This is a genomic window from Streptococcus sp. 2020WUSS084 (genome assembly GCF_044427445.1).
Lineage (GTDB): Bacteria > Bacillota > Bacilli > Lactobacillales > Streptococcaceae > Streptococcus > Streptococcus suis.
Genome location: NZ_JAOTGC010000005.1, coordinates 65,904 through 90,772, shown reverse-complemented (window position 1 = coordinate 90,772; position 24,869 = coordinate 65,904). Strand labels below are relative to the sequence as shown.

The window sequence follows — 24,869 nt, the reverse complement described above, 5'->3', positions numbered from 1 at the left end:
TGTTGAATCTACAGAGCATTTAATGGGCTTTAGTGAGGGTCAGTTTGCGGAGGTGGCTCTGGATTTACTTGGCATCATTAAGTATATCGGAGACGATGATAATGTTAAACAATTAATAAGGTATAGGTTTGGAGGATTAGCTTAATTTTTATCGGACAAATAAACTGGGGTAACATGCTGTAGTCAGCTCCCTGCTCAGCCATTTTTCTAAAAAATAAAAATTTACAAAATTCCTTGCCAAAAGTAAGGGCTTATGTTACAATACCAAAAGCGTAGGTTTTTAAACTCATCCCGTGAGGTGAGAAAGACAACAGGATAATTCATTAAGGGCCTATGACTATGTATATTTAGAAAGTCTGGGTCTTTTTGTGTACCCAGAATGGGAGATTTATGAGTACAAAAGCCAATCTTTTGTTTGATGTCCATGAGAAACCAGCACCGCTTCAAGGGATTTTGTTGAGTTTCCAGCATGTGTTCGCTATGTTTGGTGCGACGATTTTGGTGCCGCTGATTCTCGGTATGCCCGTATCGGTTGCCCTCTTCGCATCAGGTGTCGGGACCTTGATTTACCAAGTAGCGACACAGTTTAAGGTGCCGGTTTACCTAGGTTCTTCCTTTGCCTATATCTCAGCTATGGCCCTTGCTATCAAGGAAATGGGTGGTGATGTGTCGGCAGCTCAGACTGGTATTCTCTTCGTCGGCTTGATTTACGTGTTGATTGCTGCACTTGTCAAAGTTATCGGTACTAAGTGGATCGACAGCCTCTTGCCACCGATTGTCATCGGTCCAATGATTATCGTCATCGGTCTGGGTCTTGCCAACTCTGCCGTGACTTCAGCAGGCTTCGTCGCAGACGGCGACTGGAAAAACGTCGTCGTGGCGATTGCAACCTTCTTGATTGCTGCTTTTGTCAATACCAAAGGGAAAGGCTTCGCCAAGATTGTTCCTTTCTTGATTGCCATTGTCGGTGGTTACGTGATTGCTCTCTGTCTTGGTTTGGTTGACTTCACACCCGTTTTGGAAGCGGCTTGGTTTGAATTGCCAGGTTTCTACCTACCATTTGAAACAGGTGCCTTCAAGTCGTACAATTTCTACTTCGGTCCAGAAATGATTGCTATCTTACCAATTGCTGTTGTAACAGTAGCTGAGCATATCGGTGACCACACCGTTCTCAGCCAAATCTGCGGCCGCCAGTTCTTGAAAGATCCAGGCCTCAGCCGTACCTTGATTGGAGATGGTGTAGCGACTGCTGTATCTGCCTTTATCGGTGGACCTGCTAACACGACTTACGGTGAAAACACAGGGGTTATCGGTATGACTCGCATCGCATCAGTATCCGTTATCCGTAACGCAGCCTTGATTGCCATTGCCTTCTCATTCTTGGGTAAATTTACAGCCCTTATCTCAACTATTCCAAGTGCCGTTCTTGGTGGTATGTCTATCTTACTTTACGGTGTTATCGCCTCAAACGGTTTGAAAGTTTTGATTGAAAGCCGTGTTGATTTCGGTCAAGTCCGCAACCTGATTATTGCAAGCTCAATGCTGGTATTGGGTCTTGGTGGAGCAGTTCTCAACATCGGTGCCATCACCCTTTCAGGTACAGCCCTCTCAGCCATTGTAGGTATTATCCTCAATCTTATCTTGCCAAAAGCAGAAAAGGCCGAGTAAATGTGATATACAAGCAGAAAGTCAGCAAAAGCTGGCTTTTTTTGAAAATAGCAGAGCTACTCAGCTAGTTTTCAAATCAGTTGACAAAAAAGACAATCCTTGATAGAATAAATGAGGTCCAAAAGGACAAATCTAGCTTTTTCTTGGTTACAGGTCGCCAACCTGTCACTCGGATTAGGCTCAAAAACAAAGGAGAACATATCATGGCAATCTCAAAAGAGAAAAAAAATGAAATCATGGCACAATATGCTCGTCATGAAGGCGACACAGGTTCAGTTGAAGTACAAGTAGCAGTACTTACTTGGGAAATCAACCACCTTAACGACCACATCAAACAACACAAAAAAGACCACGCAACTTACCGTGGTTTGATGAAAAAAATCGGTCGCCGTCGTAACTTGTTGGCATACCTACGCCGCACAGACGTTAACCGTTACCGTGAATTGATTCACTCACTCGGACTCCGTCGTTAATTAGCAGGTATAGAAACAAAAAAACACAGCACCAGTATCTTGTATACTGAGCTGTGTTTTTTGTTTTTTTCCCTATTGTATGAGTTGCTTCAATAAAAGATTCGATTGAGCTTAGGGGATTTGCTTTTTGTAGTGGATTTATCAGGTGGTCTATTTGATTACTTCTGTAAGATGTTTTGTTTGTTCTAAGATAGCTGTAATCTCTTGTTTATGATCCTGGATAAGTGCTAGGTAAAGCAAGTCGGTTAGGAAAAGTGAGTTGCTTCGTGATGTAATAGCCCCGACTCGAAGTTCATGCTCATGTCGTGGGATTCTAAATGTAATATCGGCTAAATCTGCTAATTGATTCTTACCAGTTCCAGTGATAGTTATCGTTGAAACTCCATTTTCTTTTGCGAAACGAAGTGGCTCAACGACTTCTTTTGTCATTCCGCTATAACTAATTCCGATTGCTAAGTCACCGTTTCCAGCGGTTGCAATATTAGCCATCTGAATATGTGTATCTTGTGCAAAAATACATGTTTTACCGATTCTACTCAGCTTGTAGTAAAAGTCACTGCAAACAATACCTGATGCCCCAACTCCAAATAAATAAATTCGAGAAGCGCTTTGTAATAATGTTACGGCGGCTTCTAATTCTTCCAAGTTTAGAAAACTGACGGTTTGTCGATTTGAAATTGTTATTGAATGAATTAATTTAGTAGAAATATCGTCAATCGAATCTGATGGCGTGAAGTGAGCATTAAGTAAATCATCATATTTCGATTTGGCTATTTCTATCTTTAACTTATTAAAGTTAGAATAGCCCAATTTTTTACTGATTCGACTGATTGTAGCTGTTGATACTCCGGCGTTATCGGCTAATTGATAGATATTCATTGTTTCAATACGATGGATGTTTTCTTCAATATAGTCCAATAATTTGTTTTCGGTAGGGGTTAAATTCTCTATCGAGTGATTTAAAATGTTTCTATTCATAATGATTCCCTTCTAACACAGTCTGTTACAAAGTTTCTTTTATTTCTAAAAAATATTGAAATAATAATACAAAAGTTGTATAATACGATTATAGCAAACGTTTACAAAAAAAGAAAGGAGAATAAGATGGATATTGAACGATTGAATACAGAGCAGTCCAATCCAGACTCATTTGCTATTGAGACAATGTCTATCGGGGAAATCACCGCCTACATTAATCGTGAAGATGGCCTGGTTGCTTTAGCTGTACAACGTATACTGCCCCAAATTAATGCAGTAATAGAAATAGTCGTTGACTGCTTGAAAAAGGACGGTAGACTGATCTACATCGGAGCGGGAACCTCAGGAAGGCTAGGAGTTTTGGATGCTTCGGAGTGTCCGCCGACTTTTGGAGTTTCTCCAGAGTTAGTACAAGGACTTATTGCTGGAGGAAATGGGGCTGTACGTGCCGCCAAAGAGGGGGCAGAGGATAACCGAGCAGCAGCTGTAGAGGATCTGCAACAAATTGGTATATCGGAGAAGGATGTAGTTATCGGGCTTGCTGCTTCAGGCAGGACTCCATATGTCCTTGAGGCAGTCACATATGCTCGTGAAATTGGAGCAAAGACGGCCAGTATTTCCTGTGTACAAGATGCGGAAATCTCCCCATTGGTAGATGCTCCGATTGAAGTATTGGTTGGACCAGAGGTTGTAACGGGATCTAGTCGAATGAAAGCTGGGACAGCTCAAAAAATGATTCTGAATATGATTTCTACCACCTCGATGATACAACTAGGAAAAGTTTTTCGAGGATTCATGGTAGATGTGCAACCGACCAATCAAAAACTGATTCAACGAGCAAAAAGAATTATTTGTGAAACAACTGGCTGTACAGAGATGGAGGCGGAACATATTTTTCAACAAGCCAACCAAGACGTGAAATTAGCCATCTTGATGCAGTTGAGTCAACTTGATCAAATAGAGGCAAAAAAACTTCTGGAAAACTATCATAATCACATTTCATTCGCAATTCAATCAATTTTGGATAAGGAGAATTAAAATGAAAAATACGAAAGATGTTGCAAAGCAAGTTCTTGAAAATGTTGGTGGCAGGGAAAATATCCTTGGGAATGCGGTTTGTATGACACGACTTCGTTTACAGTTACGAGATGACAAGCTGGTTCACCTTGATAGTCTCAAAAACATAGAAGGGGTTTTGGGAGTTGTTGAGGCAGATACACTTCAAATTGTTTTTGGGCCTGGAACAGTGACAAAGGTTGGCCAAGCATTTTCAGAACTGACAGGTATATCATTGGGAAGTGTTGAAGAAGATTACACAACAGCGGATGTTGCTGCTACAAATAAAAGGATAAATAAAGAGAAGTACGACAAGCCAGTTCAACGATTCTTGCAAAAAATTGCTAATATTTTTATACCTATATTACCTGGTATAATTGCGGCAGGTTTGATAAATGGGATTACAAATGTCATTAATGTATCAACCGGGAATGCTTTTGCAATGGAATGGTGGTATCAATGTATTAGGACTATGAGTTGGGGACTCTTTACTTTTTTGCCAATCTATGTTGGAATGAATGCGGCGAAAGAATTTAAAGGAAGTCCGATTTTGGGAGCAATGGCCGGAGCGATGTCTGTGGCAGTTCCTTCAATGCCTTTGTTGACAGTAGTGGATGACAAATCAATTTTATTACCTTTTGTGGACAAGGCATTCTCACCTAGTGCAGGCGGTTTGCTAGCGGCTCTATTTGTTGGGATTTTCTTTGCATTTCTAGAAAGAAATATCCGAAAATATATGCCAAGTTTTTTAGACACTTTTTTGACTCCTCTTTGTACAGTAATATTGGGTGGACTGGTTGCTTTGTTAGTCATTCAGCCTCTTGGAGAGGTGTTAACCACAGCTATCTATAGTGGATTAAATTTTGTATATGAGAAGCTAGGTATAGTAGGTGGGTATATTTTGTCAGCAGGCTTCTTACCATTGGTATCAGTTGGACTACACCAAGCATTGACTCCAATACATGTTTTGTTGAATGATCCATCTGGGCCAACAGGTGGTATAAATTATCTCTTGCCTATTTTGATGATGGCAGGTGGTGGACAAGTCGGAGCTGGTTTAGCACTCTTTTTGAAAACAAAAAATAAAAAGTTGAAACAACTAACACGAGATTCTATTCCAGTCGGAATCTTGGGAATTGGTGAACCGATGATGTACGCCGTCACTTTGCCATTGGGCAAACCTTTCCTAACCGCTTGTTTAGGTTCAGGTTTTGGCGGTATTTTGGCAGTGTTATTCCATTTAGGGACTGTATCTCAAGGAGTTTCTGGTTTGTTTGGACTGTTAATCATGGTACCTGGAAGCCAACTGCAATTTGTTATAGCGATGCTGGCTGCATATGTAGGTGGTTTTGTACTAACTTGGTTCTTTGGTGTGGATGAAGATAGAATTGAGACCGTATATGGAAGTTAATGATTTTTTCAGTCGTTTCGGTTTTTCACTCTATTTATCTAACTCATTTGCTAATTCGGAAAAGTGGTTTATAGAATATCAAAATGCAGGATTTTCCTTTGTTTTCTCTTCGCTTAATATAAATGAAGAAGAGAAGGGAGACGAAAAGATTCGTCATATTGTAACAAAATGTCAACGAGAAGGGCTGACCTTGATTATGGATATCAATCAAGATAGTTTGAAGCGATATGGGAATGAAGGGATTAAAAAGCTCGGTATTAAAGCACTTAGGATTGATGATGGAATTACTATTGAAGTCATGAAATCATTGTCGGAAGACTTTTTACTTGTCTTAAATGCATCTACATTGTCAGATGATTTTTTAAGGAAGATGATGGACGTTGGTATTGAGAAAACAAAAGTTTTGGCATGTCATAATTATTATCCTAAGCCTTATACAGGTTTAGGGGGAAGTAGTGTCCGTGATCTAAATAGTCGGCTACACTCTTGTGGAATAAAAGTCATCACCTTTATTCCTGGAGATAACAAGCGTTTTCCGCTTTTTGAAGGACTTCCAACCGTTGAAGAACATAGAGCGTTGCCTCCAATTCAAGCCGCACTCGATTGTTTGATGTGTTGTGAAAGTGATTATGTTTGTATTGGGGATAATGCCTTATCGAGTGCTTCATTAGAAAGATTTTCATATTTGACAAAGGGTATAATAGCCCTATCAGCGCAGTTTCCAAAGCAATTGAAGGGAATGAATTTCGAAAATAGAATTGATGCCAGTGAATATGTCATACGTGCTAGCCATTCAAGGGCTCAGTTAAAAGGATATGCAATTCAAGGGCCAGCAAGTCATCGAAAACGAGGAGATATTGTTCTTGCTAATGAACAGTTTCTTCGCTATCAATCAGAACTAGAAATTTGTTTGGTCGACTTGCCTCAGGACGACCGCCAAATGGTTGTTGGCCATGTCCATGAAAGCGATATCCCTTTGTTAGATTTTGTGAAACATCCATTTCATTTTACCTTTATATAAAACGAGTACTCGGTCTGAGAAATGAATAATCGGTAGCATAAAGACCTCCAAGCAGTGTGAATCGGCAGTTTTCTCATGTCCCATTATGGAAGTGTAGCACTCAGAAAAGCTGGACTTTTCTGAAATCAAAGACTTTGTAGAGGATTATTGGTTGATTTTTTGAGATATAAAGACTACAATAAAGAAAAATATAAAGAGGCATCATCTTATGTCCTTAACAGCTGAAAAGAAATTGATTAACTTTCAATCAGAAAAATCACTTGTAGAAGAAGCAAAAGAGGTCTTGGCAAGTCAAAATATGACCATGCCCCAGGCCCTCAACCTGTTTCTCAAAAATATTGTAGTAACAGGAGAAATTGGGCTTAAAAGTGAAGAACTGGAAAAAGAGCGACTATTTGCCGAACTGCAAGCAGAAGTGATGAAAAATGTAGCTGAAATGAATGCGGGCAACTATCTATCATTGGATGAAATGGAGACCAAGCTTTTTGGATAAGTACCAAGTAAACCTACCTCTAGCTATAATATGAGGAACTAGCTGACATTCGCAGCTACATCAGGGAAGAACTAAAAAGTCCTGATGCTGCGGACAAAAAAATCCAAGTGCTAATAGCAGGACTTAGAAGCCTTGAAATATTCCCAGAGCGAGGTCTTAACGCAGATGAACGACCGCTAGTCCCAGGTCAGCTGACGCGAGGACTACCAATCAAAAAGGATTATATAGCTATTTATAACATTGATGAAGCACAAAAGGTCGTAAACGTTCGCTATCTTGTCGCAAGCAAGAGCGACTATATGAGATTGTTCAAATAGAATACACAAAAGAACACTCAGAAAAGCTGGGTGTTCTTCGTTGGATTGAAGAGTATTCGATTCGTTCGGTTGTTTATATAGCAGGTTAGATTTTCCCTCAAATTCCTTCCTCAATTCCCCACATTTTCCGTCAAATATGATAAAATAAGAAGTATGCGTGGTTTTGTGCAAAAGAGAGTGAAACAAGCTTGTTTGATTGTCTTTTGTAGAAAACACGCAAGAAAAATTTCAGAAGAAATAGGAGACAATTCATGTCAAAACAAGTATTTGAAACGGTTTTTGCTGGCAAGAAATTGGTCGTTGAAACTGGCCAGGTTGCCAAACAAGCCAATGGTGCGGTTGTTGTTCGCTATGGCGACTCGACAGTCCTTACAGCGGCAGTTATGTCCAAGAAAATGGCAACGGGTGATTTCTTCCCGCTCCAAGTCAACTATGAAGAAAAAATGTATGCCGCAGGGAAATTCCCAGGTGGCTGGATGAAGCGTGAAGGCCGTCCGTCAACCGATGCGACCTTGACAGCTCGTTTGATTGACCGTCCAATCCGTCCAATGTTTGCGGAAGGCTTCCGTAACGAAGTTCAAGTCATCAACACAGTGCTTTCTTACGATCCAAATGCCTCTGCTCCAATGGCAGCTATGTTTGGCTCGTCCTTGGCTCTTGCGATTTCAGACATTCCTTTCAACGGTCCAATCGCAGGTGTGCAGGTTGGTTATGTCAATGGTGAACTCATCATCAACCCTGATAAGGCTCAAATGGAAGAGTCTCTCCTTGACTTGACAGTAGCTGGTAACAAGGACGCCATCAACATGGTAGAGTCTGGTGCCAAAGAATTGTCAGAAGACATCATGTTGGAGGCACTCTTCAAAGGTCATGCGGCTATTCAAGAACTCTTGGATTTCCAAAATCAAATCGTAGCAGCAGTCGGCAAGGAAAAGGCAGATGTCGAGCTTCTTCAAGTTGATCCAGAATTACAGGCTGAGATTGTCGCAGCTTATAATGACGATTTGAAAAAAGCGGTGCAGGTAGAAGAAAAATTGGCCCGTGAAGATGCGACCAATGCCGTTCGTGAGACCGTCATCGCAGCCTACGAAGAAAAATACGCTGAACACGAGGAATTTGACCGCATCATGCGGGATGTCCATGAAATTTTGGAACTCATGGAGCACGCAGAAGTTCGTCGTTTGATTACAGAAGACAAGGTCCGCCCAGATGGTCGCCGTGTTGATGAGATTCGTCCTTTGGATGCAGAAGTAGACTTCTTGCCAAATGTTCATGGCTCAGGTCTCTTTACCCGTGGTCAAACGCAAGCCCTTTCGGTCTTGACCTTGGCACCAATGGGTGAAACTCAAATTATCGATGGTTTGGATGATGAGTACAAGAAACGCTTCTTGCACCACTACAATTTCCCACAATATTCAGTGGGCTCAACTGGTCGTTATGGTGCACCAGGTCGTCGTGAGATTGGTCACGGTGCTCTTGGTGAGCGTGCTCTTGAGCAGGTATTGCCTAGCTTGGAAGACTTCCCTTACGCTATCCGCTTGGTAGCAGAAGTCTTGGAATCAAACGGTTCTTCATCACAGGCTTCTATCACAGCTGGTACCCTTGCCCTCATGGCAGGTGGTGTGCCAATCAAGGCACCAGTTGCAGGGATTGCTATGGGTCTGATTTCAGACGGCACCAACTACACCGTTTTGACCGATATTCAAGGTCTTGAGGACCACTTTGGCGACATGGACTTCAAGGTGGCAGGTACTCGTGACGGTATCACAGCCCTTCAAATGGACATCAAGATTGACGGTATTACACCGCAAATCTTGGAAGAAGCCTTAGCACAAGCTAAGAAGGCACGTTTTGAAATCCTTGATGTCATCGAAGCGACGATCCCAGAAGTTCGTCCTGACTTGGCACCAACTGCACCGAAGATTGACACTATCAAGATTGATGTAGATAAGATCAAGATTGTTATCGGTAAGGGTGGCGAAACCATCGATAAGATTATTGCAGAAACTGGCGTGAAAATTGATATTGACGAAGACGGTCTTGTGGCGATCTTCTCACCAGATCGCGATGCGATTGAGCGGACCAAGGAAATCATCGCAGGTCTTGTTCGTGAGGCAAAAGTGGACGAAGTCTTCCAGGCAAAAGTTGTCCGTTTGGAGAAATTCGGTGCCTTTGTCAACCTCTTTGACAAGACTGATGCTCTCGTCCACGTTTCTGAAATGGCTTGGACTCGTGTCAATAAACCAGAAGACCTAGTTGAAATCGGCGATATTGTCGATGTTAAAGTTATCAAGATTGATGATAAAGGACGTATTGATGCTTCTATGAAGGCTCTTCTTCCAAAACCAGAAGGTTATGTGGAGCCAGAAAAACGCGAGCGTTCTGACAGACCACGCCGTCATAAAGACAACAAAGAGAAAAAAGATAACAACTTTGGTGAATTCAAATTCCACAAGGTTGAAAAGAAATAAGCTGAGTAGACAAGTTCGGTAGCGGGCTTGTCTTCTCGCTAGAAGGAGTGACTATGGGTTGGTGGAAGGACACCATTGAGATTGTAAAAGAAAAAGATCCGGCAGCACGGACGACCTTGGAAGTCCTTTTGACTTACCCTGGTGTCAAGGCCTTGGCGGCCCACCGTCTATCCCACTGGATGTGGAAAAAAGGTTTCAAGCTCCTGGCTCGGATGCACAGCCAATTTTGGCGTTTTTGGACCAATATTGAGATTCATCCAGGTGCCGAAATTGCTTCGGGAGTCTTCATTGACCATGGAGCTGGTTTGGTTATTGGTGAGACAGCTATTATTGAGTCTGGAGTCATGCTTTACCACGGCGTAACGCTTGGTGGAACAGGAAAGGATACGGGCAAACGCCATCCAACTGTCCGAAAGGGTGCCCTTGTCTCTGCACACGCACAGGTTATTGGACCTGTTGAAATCGGGGAAAATGCTAAAGTGGGTGCAGCTGCCGTTGTCCTAGCCGATGTTCCAGCAGATGTGACAGTGGTCGGTATGCCAGCTAAGATTGTCCGTGTGCATGGTCAAAAAGATGAGAAGGTCATTCATGACATGGAAGATGGCCGTGAACACTACACGACTAAGCTTGCAGAATTACGAGAAGCCAGCCACCATTCGTCGCATTTGTAGGAAAGAAGGTTGATATGCTTCTAGAAGAATTTGAACCAAGTCCTGCAGTTATTGAACCGACGGATAAGACCGTTGCAAGAAAATTAGAAAGTACATCATGTTAAAAAAATTAGTAAGACAAAACTGGCCTTATGTGTTGACCTCCATCGCTGGAACAATTCTATCTATCCTTAAGTTTTCCCAAGGAAACTGGCAGCTAGGGATGATTTGGCTGGCAGTGACAGCTTATTGGCTAGTAAAATTGTATCAAAAGTATCAAGTCCTAAAGAATACTCAGAAGTAATGGAGAAACTATGATTAAAATTTACGATACCATGACCCGCAGTTTGCGTGACTTTGTGCCCTTGGAAGAGGGGAAGGTCAAGATGTATGTTTGCGGTCCGACGGTTTACAACTATATCCATATCGGAAATGCCCGTAGTGTCGTGGCTTTTGATACCATCCGCCGCTATTTTGAATACCGTGGCTTTGATGTAGCTTACATTTCTAACTTTACGGATGTGGATGACAAGATTATCAAAGCTGCTAATGAAGCAGGCATGACAACCAAGGAACTGTCTGATAAGTTTATCGCAGCTTTCAAGGAAGATGTGGCAAAGTTAGGTGTCAAACCAGCTACCAAAAACCCTCGGGTTATCGACTATATGGATGAAATCATTGATTTTGTGCAGGTTTTGATTGACAAGGGGTACGCCTATGAAGCTTCTGGAGATGTCTATTTCCGTGTGGAAAAGGCTGAAAACTATGCTCGTTTGGCCAACAAAACCTTGTCTGACCTAGAAGCTGGGGCTTCTGGTCGTGTTGAGGGAGAAGGTCAATTGAAGGAGCATCCTTTCGACTTTGCCCTGTGGAAAACTGCCAAGCCAGGCGAAGTTTCTTGGGAAAGTCCTTGGGGAGCAGGTCGTCCAGGTTGGCATATCGAGTGTTCGGTTATGGCGACAGAGATTTTGGGAGATACCATTGATATTCACGGTGGTGGTGCGGACTTGGAATTCCCTCACCATACCAATGAAATCGCCCAGTCTGAGTGCAAGACAGGTCAGACCTTTGCGAATTACTGGATGCACAATGCCATGCTCAATATCAATGATGAGAAGATGTCCAAGTCCTTGGGCAATTTCCTGACAGCCCATGATATGTTGGAACAAATTGATGGTCAGGTCTTGCGATTCTTCCTATCTACCCAGCACTACCGCCGTCCACTCAACTACACTGAGAAGGCTATTTCAGATGCGGAAATCAATCTCAAATATCTGAAAAATACTTATACACAACCTGTGCAAAACTCTGTGGATAAGTCGGTTCTTGAATTACATCTGTCGGCCTTTGAAGCGGCAATGGATGATGATTTCAATGCGGCAAATGGGATTACGGCTATCTTTGACTTTGCCAAATGGATCAACTCAGGCAACTACGATGAAACTGTAAAAGAAGCCTTTGGAAACATGCTGCAAGTGTTCGGTATTGTCTTTGAAGAAGAAGTCTTGGACAGCGAGATTGAAGCCTTGATAGCAGAACGTCAAGCAGCGCGTGCCAATCGGGACTTTGCGACGGCTGACCGTATTCGTGATGAATTGGCAGCCCAGGGCATCAAGCTCTTGGATACCAAGGATGGTGTGAGGTGGACACGTGACTAAGGCAGTAGATGTCAATCTCATCAATGGAATTGCCCTGGCTTTTGAAGGGGATGCCGTCTATTCCATGTATATCAGACGGCACTTGATTTTCAAGGGGCTGACCAAGCCCAATCAATTGCACGGTGAGGCTAACAAATACGTCTCGGCCAAGGCTCAGGCAAGCCTGATTTCTGCCCTCTTAGAAGCTCAGCTATTGACCGAAAAAGAGGAAGAAATCTACAAGCGGGGGCGTAATGCCAATAGCCACACCAAGGCCAAGAATGCGGACGTAGTCACCTATCGAATGTCCACAGGTTTTGAGGCGGTTTTGGGCTATTTGCACATGACCGAGCAGATGGAACGCTTGGATGAACTGGTGGGCTGGTGTATTGAGTTTGTAGAAAATAATTAACTAAGACAATGAGGAGGGAAACTTCCTCTTTTTTGTTTTCTCTAAACTAAAGTTCTTTTTATCTGATTTAAAGAAGGGGACCATGAGGGCTTGAAGGTCATATTTTTCCTCTGTACAATGGAATTAATAAAACCAGATAAACTTCGTGTTATAGCTGTTCTATCAAAGGTAGCATGTGCCAACTATGATCTGGAAAGGAGGAAAGTGAGAACAGCTGTTGCACTACAATTGTGTAGGAGGAAAATATGACAAAATGTGATTTCGACAAACGTGAGCGATTCGGTATTCGAAAATTTACAATAGGTGCCTGTTCTGTTTTGATTGGTGCGACCTTATTTGGAGCACAGGTTTCTGCGGACCAGCTAGAAAATGTGGACAGCTTGTCAGAGCCAGCTGTTGAGCTCTCTTCGGTAGGGAACGAACATGTGGAAAAGACCGAAGCTGAGGAAGGAATATCACCGATTTCAGCAGATGAGAAAGCGGTGACCGAAGAGTTGAATGGAGAAGCATCTGTATCAGATAGTAGAGAAGAAAAACTGCCTTCAACTCCGTCTGATAATCCAGAAAATAAACTAGAGGACACAGAGGAAGCGGAAGATAAGGAGGTGGCTTCTTCGGATTCTGGTCTGTTGCTTTCTGATTTTCCTCAGGTAGAGGATCAAGGAATTCGTCCGAAAGAGATTAAGTTTGATAACTGGGATCAGGTGCTTGCTTGGGAGCCGGGGGCTCGTCCAGATGATGATTTGAACCGCGCTTCTGTAGAGTTGGTTGAGCGCTTTAGAGGGCATGTCGTCAACGAGAGAGCCAATGAGAATGCAAAGGTAGAAGCTCTTTCAAATACCAACTCTAAGGCGAAAGACCATGCCTCTGTTGGGGGAGAAGAGTTTAAAGCCTATGCTTTTGATTATTGGCAGTATATTGATTCAATGGTGTTTTGGGAAGGCTTGATTCCTAGCCCAGACGTTATTGATGCTGGACACCGCAATGGTGTGCCTGTTTTGGGAACGATTTTCTACAATTGGTCCAGTAGTATTGAAGACCAAGAGAAGTTTGTGGCTTCTATGAGACAGGATCCTGATGGAAGTTTTCCTGTTGCTCGTAAATTGGTAGATATGGCAAAATACTATGGTTTCGATGGTTATTTCATTAATCAAGAGACTACAGGAAGCATGGTTCAACCACTAGGGGAAACAATGAGAAACTTCATGCTCTATACCAAGGAATATGCAGAATCGATTGGTTATCCGATTACGTATTCTTGGTATGATGCCATGACCTACGAATATGGTCGCTATCACGAAGATGGTTTGGGTGAGTACAACTATCCGTTTATGGAAAAGGAAGGAGACAAGGTCCCTGCGGATCGTTTCTTTGCGAATTTTAACTGGACACGGGCGAAAAATAACTATTCAATCGAAGTGGCGAAACGAATCGGTCGAGATCCATTTGATATTTTTGCTGGGTTTGAATTGCAACGGGGAGGCTCTTACAAAACGCAAATTAACTGGGATGCTCTGTTTGATGAAAATGGGAAATTGAAATTATCACTCGGTCTGTTTGCGCCAGATACTATTACAAGTTTGGGTGCGACGGGTGAGGATTATCATGAGAATGAGAATATCTTCTTTACAGGCTATCAAGGTGATCCAACCAAACAGAAACCTTCGGATAAAAATTGGTATGGCTTGGCCAATCTCATTGCGGATAAGACGGCTATTACAAGCAGTAATTTCAATAGTTCCTTTAATACAGGGCACGGGAAAAAATGGTTTGTAGATGGCAAGGTTGCCAAAGATGGGGAATGGAATTATCGCTCTGTGTCTGGTATTTTACCAACCTGGCGGTGGTGGATTGAAGCAAGTGGTGAAAAGCTTGCTGCGGCTTATGATTTTGATGATGCCTATAATGGGGGCAACTCTCTTCGTTTTACAGGCGATTTGGAAAAAAATGGTAAGCAGGAAGTTAAGTTGTATTCCACCAAGATTCCTCTATCAGAAACAAGTCGTTGAAGGGTTGCGCACAAAGGAGGGCAAGGTGCAAATATCTCCCTAGCTCTAGCGCTTGAACCAGATTATCAATTTGCGAATAAAGAAGCGTGGCGCTTGCTTAAACTATCAGGAGATTGGCAAGATCAGACCTTTGATTTATCTAGTCTGGCAGGAAAGACAGTGTACGGTATCCAAGTGGTTGTTGAAAATGAAGCAGCGCTGTCGGATTTTGATTTTCGTTTAGGGCAGTTGGCTATTTATGACCAAGAAACTTCACCTACTGCACCGAAAGATGGCCAAGTCCTTGCTAAGCGATTGAAGAATGCCCAAGATGCTGAAGCTGTGATTAGCTTTACAGGGACAGATGATGCAGATTATTATGAAGTATATGCGCAGGTTGACGGACAGTGGAAATTGCTGACAGGTTCTTCTAATACAAGGATTTACCTCCCTCAGCTTGTTCGTTCTGCTCAGGCAGAAGGTCGAACCCAAGCTTTGAAAGTTCATGCCGTTGGGAAAAATGGTTTGCGTTCGGAGGCAGGGGAGTTTATCTTTGATTGGGAAATGACGGTGAAAGATACTAGCCTTCCTAAACCATTGGCAGAAAACATTGTTCTCGGAGCAGAAGTCATCGGTTCAAGTTTTGCTAAAAAAGAAGGTGGAGAAGGCATTGAGGGCATGTTGAATGGGACCATTACCAGTCTGTCAGATAAATGGTCTTCCCATCAGTTGAGTGGCCATGTAGATATTCGTTTGACCCAACCTCGGACAGTCGTGCGATGGGCTATGGATCATGCTGGTGCAGGTGGTGAATCGGTCAATGATGGCTTAATGAACACCAAGGATTTCGATCTCTATTATAAAAATGAGAATGGTGATTGGGTGTTAGCCAAAGAAGTTCGTGGCAATCGTGATCATGTGACAGACATCGTATTGGACAAGCCAATTCGAGCGCAGGAATGGCGTTTGGATGTCTTGACTTCTGATAATGGCACTCCTTGGAAGGCCATTCGTATTTATAATTGGCGCATGTATGAAGAATTGGACATGGAGACACCAAATATTCCGATGACCCATGCTGTTGCTCGCCATCTCGGTAATCATCAGATTCAAGTAGGTTTCAAGGATGTCCCTGCCAATCGGAAAATAGCGCTTTATTCTAGTCCAGATGCCGTAAAACCACTGGCAGAATTGGAATCGACAGAGTCAGGAAATCTTATATTCGACCCGATTCGCTTTGAGTCCCTGCCAGAGTTCATTTACTACCGTACTCTGGAGGAAGGAAAGGATTGGAGCAATCTATTGGCCATTCGCGTACCGCAAGGTGAAAAAGTCGTGAAAGCGATGGAATGGATAGCTCCCCTAGAGAAAAAAGTTTACCGACAAGGTAGTCCTTTATCGCTTGCAGGAGCACAATTCCGTGTAGCTTTTGAAGGAGATTGGCCTGCTGAACGGGTGAATACTACTAATCCGGCAGTTACAGTAAGGGGATTTGATCCGCAAAAATTAGGTGAACAAACATTGACCGTTTCCTATCTAGGCGAAACACTTGCTCAGCCACTGACGGTATATGTTGTTGAAGATATAGCCCAAGGTGAGAAAAAAGCAGTCGGTCTAGAAATCCAACAGTTACCAAAAGTGCAGTATGTTGTAGGAGATGATTTGGATGTTACAAATGGTCGATTTGCTATTATCTATGATGATGAGTCAACTCAGTCCTTCTCTTTGACAGAAGCTGGAGTAGAAATTGTTGGTTTCGATTCCCGTAAAGAGGGGCGTCAGAGCCTAGGTTTGCGGTATGCAGGTTTGGAGACTTCATTTGATGTCCTTGTTTCACCGAAGCCAATCGTCAATGATGAGTATCTAAAGCAGAAAATAGCAGAAATTGAGGCTCTACAAACCCAAACAGTCTATCTCTATTCTAGTGAGCAGACACAACTTGCCTTGCAAACTGCCTTGGAAGAAGCTCAGTCTGTGGTAGCAGATACCAATCGGACAGTCGAGCAGGTTGAAGCCGCTCAAACTCTTTTAGAGAAACAGTTAGGAGAGCTGGATGGGGAGAAACTTTACCAAGCAGATCTTGGGCGTCTCAATCAGCTAATCCAAGAGGTGGAAGGAATAGATACGCCTATAAATTCTTCTGAGCTGAGTTCTTTACTTGAAAAAACTGAGAAAATTTTGGGTTCAGATAGTATTCGTCCAGATGAGATGAAGGAGCTGCTCAATGAATGGACTGATTTGTTTGAACAGTCTAGTCTGGTAACGCATGTCGGTACAAGAGATTCGATGGAATCTAAGAATTTACTGGCTCCTGAAAAACCGAGGATGGATTTGACCTATGAGCTGGTGCCGAGACAAGTCATCAAACGGACCAGCACTGATTTGCCACTGGGCAAAGAGCGAATTGTTCAGGAGGGGGCTGATGGTCAAATGATGGTAGCTCACCTAGTCTATAGTGATGGCCGTCGCGAGCTGTATTCACGAACAGTTGCTGATGAGAGTCAGCCGAAAATAGTGGAGGTCGGCAGCGGTTTGCCTATCCAGCAGGAGAAGACTTTAATGGTAGAAAATAGCCCGCAGGTTGAAAAGCAGATCAGAGATGCTTCTCTGCAGAAGAGCGGTCTTCCACAAACTGGTGATACCTATCAGGAGAAGTATGTCCTTCTTGGGTTAGTTGGTGTGGCTTTGGCTGGCCTATCTCAGTTAGCTAAGCCCAGAAAGCAAGGTGAATAAAATAAATAGTCAGGGGTTGCTCCCTGACTATTCATTTTTCTAAGAGTATGCCTCCTTACTTGGAAGTATGGATAGGTCAAATTCCAGGCAGTTTGATTTTATCAGTTGGTCATGCTTGATGGTTTGGACGACTTGTTTGTCTAATGAAACTTTCTTGACAAACTGGAAATTTGCATCGCTTTTTGGAGTAGAAATGGTCAGCTTGTGTTGATCTGCAAGCAGCAAGTCTACTTCCTTAAAATGCGGTAGTCCGATTTGGTAGTCAGCTTTTCCGGGACAGACAGGATAGAAGCCTAGACAGGAGAAAATATACCAGGCTGAAAGGCTACCGTTATCCTCGTCACCTGGATAGGCTTGAAAACCTGTCTTGAAAGCTGTTTGTCTGATTTTGTGAATGAGTAGACTAGTGTACTCTGGTTTTGTGGACCATTGGAAAAGGTAAGGGATATGGAAGCTCGGTTGATTTGAAATAGCAAGCTGACCGAGATTGACTTGCGCCATTTCCGACATTTCGTGGATTTCGTAGCCGTATTGTTCTGGTGAGAAATAGGGCTCCTGATTACAGAGCTGGATTAGATAGTTGGTAAAGGCTTCTTTTCCGCCCATCAATTCTATCAGTCCATCGATGTCATGAAAGACGGACAGGGTTGCCTGTAGGGCAGAGCATTCGGCATAGTCTCTTCCCCAGCTTAGAGGGGAAAAATCTGCTCGGAATTGTTTCTGTCTATCCTTGGCACGCATGAGACCTGTTTGGCTATCGAATAACTGTCGGTAGCCGAGGCATATTTGAGCGTATTGCTTAGCCAGTTGGTCCTGCCCCAGTTTTTCTGCTACTTGGCTGATAGCCCAATCACTGTAGGCATAATCAAGAGAATGGCTCACAGATTCGTTGAAATCAAGGGGAAGATAGTTTAACTGGCGGTAAATCTGACTACCATGGCGGCCGTAACGTTGATCCGCATCGGTCTTTTGACTGGTTTCAATCATGGCCTGGAGAAAATCTTCCATCAAATGAGGAACAAGTCCCTTGCAGGCCGCATCAGCAATGACTCCATCTACAAGAGTTCCTGGCATGATACCGCGCTCGTCTGGCGATAGCCATTTGGGTAAAAATCCAGTATCTCGATAGTGTTGGAGAATGCCGTGGAGAAACTCTTCCAAATAGTCTGGGTAGATAAGTGCCAGCAGGGGATAGGAGGAACGGAAGGTGTCCCAGTAGCCATTGTTGGTGAAAAATTTACCTAGTTTGGCCTGGTTGCTGATGGGGTCAAAATGAATGGCTTGTCCATCAGGACTAGGTTCATAGAAAGTCTGTGGGTAAAGTAGGCAACGATAGAGGCAGTGGTAGAAGAAATTGATGTCTTCTGTTTTTTTGTCACGAATCTGAACACGGCCCAGTAGTTGGTTCCAGGTGCTTTCCGCTTGTTTTTGGGCTTGGGAGAAGTCAGGAACATCTTTCAATAGAAAGGCGGCCTGCTCAGGGCTGATAAAAGAAGTAGCCAAACGCCCCTTGATAGAAGTGCTTGAGAAGTTGATGCGAAGGTGCAAATCTTCTCCCACCACTTCCGTTTTAGCTATCTTGCGATCCTTGACCAGATGGTAACATTCTGTTATTTCCTCTTCAAATTCTAGGAGAGCATACATGCAGAAATCAGGGGATTGGCAGGCGCTGACCTGAAAAATCTGAATGAGGAGTTGGTGAGGATTGAGCAGTCGATAAATGGATTTTCCAGATGAATAGAAGACCAATCCGATAGGCTGGTTAGCAAAAGATTCTATCTCAAAACTAGCTCCGTATCGGCTGGGAGCTAAACGGCTTATCAAGCGATAGCGGTTGGATTGTAATTGAAGAAGGTCAGGTCGGAAAACAGCTTGATCCAGTTGGTAGCTAGATTGACGGTGAAAGAGGCTATCTCGGCTTAATTCGCCTGTGACAGGCGTCAATAGGAGGGAGGAAAAATCTCCCAACCAAGGACTGGGTTGATGGGTCAAGCGGATGCCTTGATAGACAGGTTCGTAGGGATTGAACCACCAGTTTCCAGTCTGGTTGCTGGTCTGGGGAGCAAAATAATTCATGCCGAAAGGGGTACCTGTCAATGGTAGGGTGTTTCCGTTTGAAAAGGCATGTGAGTTATAAGTACCATAGCGGGTGTCAATGGTTGAAACGATGGAGGTATACATAGGTTATCCTTTTCTTTTTTATTTTATCGTCATTTAGTTGACTTTTATTACTTCGACGATCGAGGAAACGTTGTTTCCTTATTTCCAACTTCCAACACTCCACTGGAGTGTTGGAACTCGCCTTGCCTGATTGAAACAGTCTGGGGGATACGAATAGTTCGGTGAACTATTCGTACCTGATCCTGAAAACAAAAAAGCGAAGTACATCAGCTGGTCACCTAGAAGCAAGAAAGTATTGAGTTATGCCTGCGGCTTTTGAAGCGAACTTGGTTCGCACTATCTCCAGCCTTCAAAGGTTCCCCAAACCTTTGAAGCGAGTATTAAAAGTAAACTAAAAGACTATATTGATAACAAGTAGTGTCATTCTAATTATATAGAGAAAGGGAGTAAAAAGAAAGCGTTTTCTAAAACTGGCAATATTTGTGTAAAAATGCGTTTAATTTGTGTATAGGATTTGCATTTGGAATTGTATAGACTGATACTAGGAACCTTGTGTCTAATGAAAATGATATGGACTTGCCAGATAGAGGTTGGAAGAAGTCTGAGCAAAGGATGAAAAGGAGAAATCATGTTTTACACAAAAGAAATCATAGAGAAGTGGCTGACAGGCATTCAGAAGAAAACAGCAGACCATCCAAGTTGGGGGAGTGTATTTGAAAGGTGTTATACGGATACGCTTGATAGGACCATTAGTCAGCTGGAAGATGGGACTACATTTGTCTTAACAGGAGACATTCCAGCCATGTGGTTGAGGGACTCGACAGCCCAGGTCAAACCCTATCTAGCCCTAGCAGGCAAAGATGAGACATTGCGCCAGATGATTGTAGGTCTGGTAGAGAGGCAAATGGCCTTTATTTTGATGGATCCTTATGCAAATGCCTTTAATCAGGCAGCCAATGGGCGGGGGCACCAGATCGACCACACTCAGATGGGGCCCTGGATTTGGGAGCGGAAATATGAAGTGGATTCCCTCTGCTACCCCCTTCAACTAGCCTACCTACTTTGGAAAGCGACAGGGAAAACCAGCCATTTTAACCAGACCTTCTTTGGGGCAGCTGAAAAAATTGTTCAACTCTGGAAATTGGAGCAGCACCATGAAAACTCCCCTTATAGCTTTGAACGGGATACTGACCGGCTAGAGGATACCCTCACGCACCAAGGGAAAGGGGCTCCCTGCGCCTATACAGGGATGACTTGGTCTGGTTTTCGTCCAAGTGATGACGCCTGTATCTACCCTTACCTCATCCCCTCAAATATGTTTGCGGTCGTCGTCTTGGGCTATTTAGGGGAAATAGCAGAGCAGTTTGCCAGTGAGGAGTTCTCAGATTTAGCTGAAGGTGCCAGACAGTTGGCGCAGGAAATTGACCAGGGGATTCGGACCTTCGGGCTGACCAAGAATCAGGCGGGAGAAACCATTTTCGCTTATGAAGTGGACGGATTGGGCAATCAGTCTATCATGGATGATCCCAATGTCCCTAGCTTGTTGGCGGCTCCCTATCTAGGATATTGTTCCAAAGATGATCCTATCTATTTGGCAACCCGTCGGACCATTTTAAGTCAAGAAAATCCCTATTACTACGAGGGAGACTATGCTGCAGGTCTAGGTTCCAGTCATACCTTCTATCGCTATATTTGGCCGATTGCCTTGGCTATTCAAGGATTGACGACGGATGACAAGGAAGAAAAAGCGCGCTTATTGGATACCATGGTGGCCTGTGATGGCGGTACAGGACTGATGCATGAGAGTTTCCATGTGGATGATCCGACACTTTACTCTAGAGAGTGGTTCTCCTGGGCAAATATGATGTTTTGCGAATTGGTTTTAGATTATTATGATATACGACCGGAGGAATAAAATGGGAAAAGAAACGGTTCATATTATTTCACATAGCCACTGGGATAGGGAGTGGTATCTTCCTTTGGAAGAACATCGGATGCGCTTAGTAGAGCTATTTGATGACCTATTTGACTTATTTGAAACAGATCCTGAGTTTCGGAGTTTTCATTTGGATGGACAGACCATTGTCCTAGATGACTATCTGGAAATTCGTCCGCAGAATCGGGAATTACTGAAGAAATACATTCAAGACGGTCGGCTGATTATTGGACCCTTTTACATCTTGCAGGATGATTACCTCATTACCAGCGAGGCCAATATGCGCAATACCCTTCTGGGCCACTTGGAAAGCAAGAAGTGGGGACGGGCTCCGAAGATTGGCTACTATCCAGATACTTTTGGAAATATGGGGCAGGTTCCTCAGCTACTGCGTCAGGCTGGTATAGATGTGGCCTTGTTTGGTCGTGGGGTCAAACCAGTTGGCTTTGATAATCAGGTTCTGGGAGATGACCAATTCCAGTCCACTTTCTCGGAGATGATTTGGGAGGGGGCAGATGGCAGTCAGGTTCTGGGCATTTTATTTGCTAACTGGTACAGCAATGGCAATGAAATCCCAGTTGATGAGGAGGAAGCGCGTGTTTTTTGGGAGAAAAAATTGGCAGATGTCCGCAAATACGCTTCAACCTCCCACTATCTGCTGATGAATGGCTGTGATCACCAGCCGGTCCAGAAAAATCTCAGCCAAGCTTTACGACTGGCCCGAAAACTGTATCCAGATATAGACTTTGTTCATTCAAGCTTTGAAGAATACATAGCAGCTGTTAAGGAGGAGTTACCAATAGACCTAAGCTGTGTCAAGGGAGAATTGACTAGCCAGGAAACAGATGGCTGGTACACCTTGGCAAATACGGCCTCTTCGAGAATCTATCTCAAGCAGGCCAATGACCAAGCCAGCCAGCTCTTGGAACAAGTTGTAGAACCCTTGGTGGTGATGACAGGAGATAAGGTGCCGAGAGATGAGTTGCGCTATGCCTGGAAACTCTTGTTGCAGAATGCCCCCCATGATAGCATCTGTGGCTGTAGCGTAGACCAGGTGCATAGTGAGATGGAAACTCGCTTTAAGAAGGTCAAGCAAGTCGCTCATTTCCTGAGCCAGCGCTCCCTAGACAGGTGGGAAAAGCAGGTGGATTCGAGTCAGCTAGACGGCTTACTATTTACGGTTTTCAATACTACAGCCTGCCGACAAACCCAGCTTGTGGAGGTTGATTTGCTTGTTGAACAGGAAGATTTCCGAGATGGGCAGTTAGAACAACATTTCCAATCCATGGCAGCTATTTCTCTGCCAGCCTTGGGCCTCTTTACCAGTCAAGGGCAAGAGCTTGAGGCAACCATTGAAGATCTAGGTGTCAACTTCCGCTACGATTTACCAAAAGATGCTTTTCGCTCTGCTAATTTTGCCCGCCAGATTCGTGTCCGCTTTGTAGTGGAAAATCAGGCACCATTTTCATGGCAGACCTATCAAGTCAAGCCGATTGGTGACACTAGGGTGAATAGCAGTTTAAGTGAACAGTTTGAGAGTGATTACTACCGTATTGACGTGGTGGATGGTCAGCTCTTACTAGAAGACAAGAGAACGGGTCAAGCCTATAAAGACTGGCTACGGTTTGAAGATTGTGGAGATTTGGGCAATGAATACATCTTTATGGCGCCTAAGAATAATCAACTGATCTATGGTCAGATAGAGGACTTTGAACTTGTCTACCAAACAGAAGCAGTCAGCATTGCCAAGGTCATTCACCGTTTGCGACTGCCAATAGCTATGGAAACAAGTCTGGAAGATGAACAGAAGCGCCTGGTAGAATTTAAACATCGAACCTCTCAAAGGAGTCAGGAAAAGAAAGACCTGCTCCTTACCACCTATCTGACCCTCTACCGCCATCAACCACAAATTCGCATCCAGACCAATTTCCACAATCAAATCAAGGACCATCGCTTACGAGCAGTCTTTGATATTGGTATAGAAGCTGAGAACCACTTGGCGGATTCCATCTTTGAAGTCGTTGAACGTCCAAATCAGCCTCATCCAGCTTGGGAAAATCCGTCCAATCCTCAGCGTCATCGTAGTTTTATTTGTCTATCAGATGGTCGACAAGCCATGACCGTTTCGAGCAAGGGCCTACATGAGTATGAAATCCTAGACAGGGGCAAGATAGCTTTGACACTACTTCGTGCGACTGGAGAGCTGGGAGATTGGGGCTACTTCCCAACACCAGAAGCCCAGTGTTTGAGGGAATGTCAGTTGGACTATGCCCTTGAAATTTGCCCAGTAGAGGAGGGTTTTGCCAGCTTCCAAAGAGCGCAAGCCTTCCAAGGACACCTGCTAACCAAACAACTGACCAGCCATAGTGGGAATCTGCCGTGTGATCATCAGTTTTTGAGCCATCCAGCACTGGAAGAGGACCGCTTATGCGTGACTTCTTTGAAGGTGGCAGAGACTTCGGACCGCATTCTGCTCCGTTATTACAATATGAGCCAGGAGCAGTTAGCAGGCTGGAGCGAGTGGACTGAAGGGGTTGATTTGCTAGAAGAACCACTAGAGGTTTTGCCGGTTAGGATTGAACCTCAGGCAATCCGAACAGAGGTTATTGGCTATTTTGAAAAGGAGAAAGAATATGGTAGTAGCCTGTTTTGATATTGGAGGTACGGGCATAAAGGCGGCCCTGATTGGTTCAGATAAGCAGATCAACCATCGACAGGAATGGCCAACACCGGCCAGCTTAGCAGAATTGTTGGCGCTTATGGACAGTCTTATTCAGCCGGTAGACGGCTTGGCGGCCATTTCCCTCAGTATACCTGGAGCGGTAGACCTTGAAACAGGTGTTATCCAGGGGCTGAGTGCCGTTCCTTATATCCATGGTGTATCTTGGTATGAGTTATTAAGTCAGTATGGCTGTCCAGTTTATTTGGAAAATGATGCCAATTGTGTCGGTCTGAGTGAATTGGCTGTTGATGACCAGTTATCGACCTTTGTCTGTGTTGTCTGTGGGACGGGTATCGGTGGTGCCTTGATTGTGGATAGAAAACTCATCCGTGGGAAACAAGGTTTCGGTGGTGAATTTGGCTATATGCTGATTGCTACTGGAAAGGGATCTCTCAAAAACTGGTCCCAACTTGCTTCTACTGGAAGTTTGGTCAGACAGGTTGCTAGTCAGTATGAGGAAGCTGTGGAAGATTGGAACGGGAAGCGGGTTTTTGAACTAGCAGAACAGGGAGATGAGGTCTGTCAATTAGCCATTGAAGAAATGACACGCAATCTGGCCTATGGCATTTTAAATATCTCCTATTTCCTGGAACCAGAAGTGCTGGCTATCGGCGGCTCTATCAGCCAGAATCCAGTCTTCATTCAAGCTGTTCAGGAGCAACTAGAGGCTATTCAAAAGGAATATCCAGAAGAATTTCCTTATCTACCTGCTATTCGTGCCTGTCACTATCAGCAGGATGCCAATCTCATGGGCGCTTATATGAAGACCCTACAATAAGGAG

At 43.8% G+C, this 24,869-nt stretch carries 19 protein-coding genes; 17 read left to right on the top strand and 2 right to left on the bottom strand.

The window, feature by feature from the left end; all coding sequences use genetic code 11:
• The first annotated feature begins 22 nt into the window (after window positions 1–22).
• From ODU50_RS04420 to rpsO, 3 genes are all read left to right on the top strand, one after another.
• Window positions 23–145, top strand: a complete 123-nt coding sequence (locus tag ODU50_RS04420; RefSeq protein ID WP_261308592.1) for a hypothetical protein — start codon at window positions 23–25, stop codon at window positions 143–145.
• Window positions 146–390: 245 nt separating this feature from the next.
• Window positions 391–1,668, top strand: a complete 1,278-nt coding sequence (locus ODU50_RS04415; RefSeq protein WP_024393459.1) for a uracil-xanthine permease family protein — start codon at window positions 391–393, stop codon at window positions 1,666–1,668.
• A gap of 203 nt (window positions 1,669–1,871) precedes the next feature.
• Window positions 1,872–2,141, top strand: coding sequence for a 30S ribosomal protein S15 (gene rpsO / locus ODU50_RS04410; protein ID WP_002938849.1), 270 nt, complete (start codon window positions 1,872–1,874; stop codon window positions 2,139–2,141).
• Between the two features lie 150 nt (window positions 2,142–2,291).
• On the opposite strand, the gene ODU50_RS04405 is transcribed toward rpsO, so the two are convergent.
• Window positions 2,292–3,119, bottom strand: coding sequence for a MurR/RpiR family transcriptional regulator (locus ODU50_RS04405; protein ID WP_105152970.1), 828 nt, complete (start codon window positions 3,117–3,119; stop codon window positions 2,292–2,294).
• Between the two features lie 126 nt (window positions 3,120–3,245).
• On the opposite strand from ODU50_RS04405, the gene murQ reads away from it, so the two are divergent.
• The 11 genes from murQ to ODU50_RS04350 all read left to right on the top strand — a co-directional run bounded on the left by murQ (window position 3,246) and on the right by ODU50_RS04350 (window position 17,308).
• The gene (murQ, locus tag ODU50_RS04400; protein WP_024400204.1) at window positions 3,246–4,157 is read left to right on the top strand and encodes an N-acetylmuramic acid 6-phosphate etherase; all 912 of its coding nucleotides are present in this window, start codon (window positions 3,246–3,248) and stop codon (window positions 4,155–4,157) included.
• Window position 4,158: 1 nt separating this feature from the next.
• A complete protein-coding gene (locus tag ODU50_RS04395) occupies window positions 4,159–5,586 on the top strand; it encodes a PTS transporter subunit EIIC (protein ID WP_012775345.1) in 1,428 nt (475 codons plus the stop codon).
• On the top strand, window positions 5,576–6,607 hold the full coding sequence (locus ODU50_RS04390) for a MupG family TIM beta-alpha barrel fold protein (RefSeq protein WP_238145648.1): 1,032 nt from the start codon (window positions 5,576–5,578) through the stop codon (window positions 6,605–6,607). The genes ODU50_RS04395 and ODU50_RS04390 overlap by 11 nt, the downstream gene beginning before the upstream one ends.
• Window positions 6,608–6,815: 208 nt before the next feature.
• Window positions 6,816–7,100 carry a type II toxin-antitoxin system RelB/DinJ family antitoxin gene (locus ODU50_RS04385; protein WP_105152972.1) on the top strand — a complete coding sequence of 95 codons (285 nt, stop codon included), beginning with the start codon at window positions 6,816–6,818 and terminating at the stop codon, window positions 7,098–7,100.
• A 47-nt stretch (window positions 7,101–7,147) separates the two neighbouring features.
• Window positions 7,148–7,417 carry a type II toxin-antitoxin system RelE/ParE family toxin gene (locus ODU50_RS04380; protein WP_105152973.1) on the top strand — a complete coding sequence of 90 codons (270 nt, stop codon included), beginning with the start codon at window positions 7,148–7,150 and terminating at the stop codon, window positions 7,415–7,417.
• Between the two features lie 251 nt (window positions 7,418–7,668).
• Window positions 7,669–9,888: a polyribonucleotide nucleotidyltransferase gene (gene pnp, locus ODU50_RS04375; RefSeq protein WP_105152974.1), complete on the top strand. Its 2,220-nt coding sequence runs from the start codon at window positions 7,669–7,671 to the stop codon at window positions 9,886–9,888.
• A 53-nt stretch (window positions 9,889–9,941) separates the two neighbouring features.
• Window positions 9,942–10,559 carry a serine O-acetyltransferase gene (gene cysE / locus ODU50_RS04370; protein ID WP_024400199.1) on the top strand — a complete coding sequence of 206 codons (618 nt, stop codon included), beginning with the start codon at window positions 9,942–9,944 and terminating at the stop codon, window positions 10,557–10,559.
• Window positions 10,560–10,852: 293 nt separating this feature from the next.
• Entirely contained in the window at window positions 10,853–12,196 is a 1,344-nt protein-coding gene (gene cysS, locus ODU50_RS04365) for a cysteine--tRNA ligase (RefSeq protein WP_105152975.1), read from the top strand.
• Window positions 12,189–12,587, top strand: a complete 399-nt coding sequence (locus ODU50_RS04360; protein ID WP_105134026.1) for a Mini-ribonuclease 3 — start codon at window positions 12,189–12,191, stop codon at window positions 12,585–12,587. Before cysS ends, ODU50_RS04360 begins: the two co-directional genes overlap by 8 nt.
• Window positions 12,588–12,832: 245 nt before the next feature.
• On the top strand, window positions 12,833–14,596 hold the full coding sequence (locus ODU50_RS04355) for a YSIRK-type signal peptide-containing protein (protein ID WP_398581332.1): 1,764 nt from the start codon (window positions 12,833–12,835) through the stop codon (window positions 14,594–14,596).
• A 93-nt stretch (window positions 14,597–14,689) separates the two neighbouring features.
• Window positions 14,690–17,308, top strand: a complete 2,619-nt coding sequence (locus ODU50_RS04350) for a bacterial Ig-like domain-containing protein (RefSeq protein ID WP_398581331.1) — start codon at window positions 14,690–14,692, stop codon at window positions 17,306–17,308.
• Window positions 17,309–17,347: 39 nt separating this feature from the next.
• On the opposite strand, the gene ODU50_RS04345 is transcribed toward ODU50_RS04350, so the two are convergent.
• Window positions 17,348–19,489: a GH92 family glycosyl hydrolase gene (locus ODU50_RS04345; RefSeq protein ID WP_105152976.1), complete on the bottom strand. Its 2,142-nt coding sequence runs from the start codon at window positions 19,487–19,489 to the stop codon at window positions 17,348–17,350.
• Between the two features lie 568 nt (window positions 19,490–20,057).
• Here ODU50_RS04345 and ODU50_RS04340 point away from each other — a divergent pair.
• Genes ODU50_RS04340 through ODU50_RS04330 form a run of 3 tightly spaced genes read left to right on the top strand, consistent with a single transcriptional unit; the run spans window position 20,058 to window position 24,865 of the window.
• Window positions 20,058–21,344, top strand: a complete 1,287-nt coding sequence (locus tag ODU50_RS04340; RefSeq protein WP_105152977.1) for a glycoside hydrolase family 125 protein — start codon at window positions 20,058–20,060, stop codon at window positions 21,342–21,344.
• 1 nt (window position 21,345) lies between these two features.
• The gene (locus ODU50_RS04335) at window positions 21,346–24,018 is read left to right on the top strand and encodes an alpha-mannosidase (protein ID WP_105152978.1); all 2,673 of its coding nucleotides are present in this window, start codon (window positions 21,346–21,348) and stop codon (window positions 24,016–24,018) included.
• Window positions 23,999–24,865 (top strand): ROK family protein, encoded by an 867-nt coding sequence (locus ODU50_RS04330; RefSeq protein ID WP_105152979.1) that lies wholly within the window; start codon window positions 23,999–24,001, stop codon window positions 24,863–24,865. Before ODU50_RS04335 ends, ODU50_RS04330 begins: the two co-directional genes overlap by 20 nt.
• Window positions 24,866–24,869: the final 4 nt, after the last annotated feature.

Coding starts and splice junctions, on each gene's coding strand:
- ODU50_RS04420 (WP_261308592.1), top strand. CDS start 23: ATGGGCTTTAGTGAGGGTCAGTTTGCGGAGGTGGCTCTGGATTTACTT.
- ODU50_RS04415 (WP_024393459.1), top strand. CDS start 391: ATGAGTACAAAAGCCAATCTTTTGTTTGATGTCCATGAGAAACCAGCA.
- rpsO (WP_002938849.1), top strand. CDS start 1,872: ATGGCAATCTCAAAAGAGAAAAAAAATGAAATCATGGCACAATATGCT.
- ODU50_RS04405 (WP_105152970.1), bottom strand. CDS start 3,119: ATGAATAGAAACATTTTAAATCACTCGATAGAGAATTTAACCCCTACC.
- murQ (WP_024400204.1), top strand. CDS start 3,246: ATGGATATTGAACGATTGAATACAGAGCAGTCCAATCCAGACTCATTT.
- ODU50_RS04395 (WP_012775345.1), top strand. CDS start 4,159: ATGAAAAATACGAAAGATGTTGCAAAGCAAGTTCTTGAAAATGTTGGT.
- ODU50_RS04390 (WP_238145648.1), top strand. CDS start 5,576: ATGGAAGTTAATGATTTTTTCAGTCGTTTCGGTTTTTCACTCTATTTA.
- ODU50_RS04385 (WP_105152972.1), top strand. CDS start 6,816: ATGTCCTTAACAGCTGAAAAGAAATTGATTAACTTTCAATCAGAAAAA.
- pnp (WP_105152974.1), top strand. CDS start 7,669: ATGTCAAAACAAGTATTTGAAACGGTTTTTGCTGGCAAGAAATTGGTC.
- cysE (WP_024400199.1), top strand. CDS start 9,942: ATGGGTTGGTGGAAGGACACCATTGAGATTGTAAAAGAAAAAGATCCG.
- cysS (WP_105152975.1), top strand. CDS start 10,853: ATGATTAAAATTTACGATACCATGACCCGCAGTTTGCGTGACTTTGTG.
- ODU50_RS04355 (WP_398581332.1), top strand. CDS start 12,833: ATGACAAAATGTGATTTCGACAAACGTGAGCGATTCGGTATTCGAAAA.
- ODU50_RS04345 (WP_105152976.1), bottom strand. CDS start 19,489: ATGTATACCTCCATCGTTTCAACCATTGACACCCGCTATGGTACTTAT.
- ODU50_RS04340 (WP_105152977.1), top strand. CDS start 20,058: ATGTTTTACACAAAAGAAATCATAGAGAAGTGGCTGACAGGCATTCAG.
- ODU50_RS04335 (WP_105152978.1), top strand. CDS start 21,346: ATGGGAAAAGAAACGGTTCATATTATTTCACATAGCCACTGGGATAGG.
- ODU50_RS04330 (WP_105152979.1), top strand. CDS start 23,999: ATGGTAGTAGCCTGTTTTGATATTGGAGGTACGGGCATAAAGGCGGCC.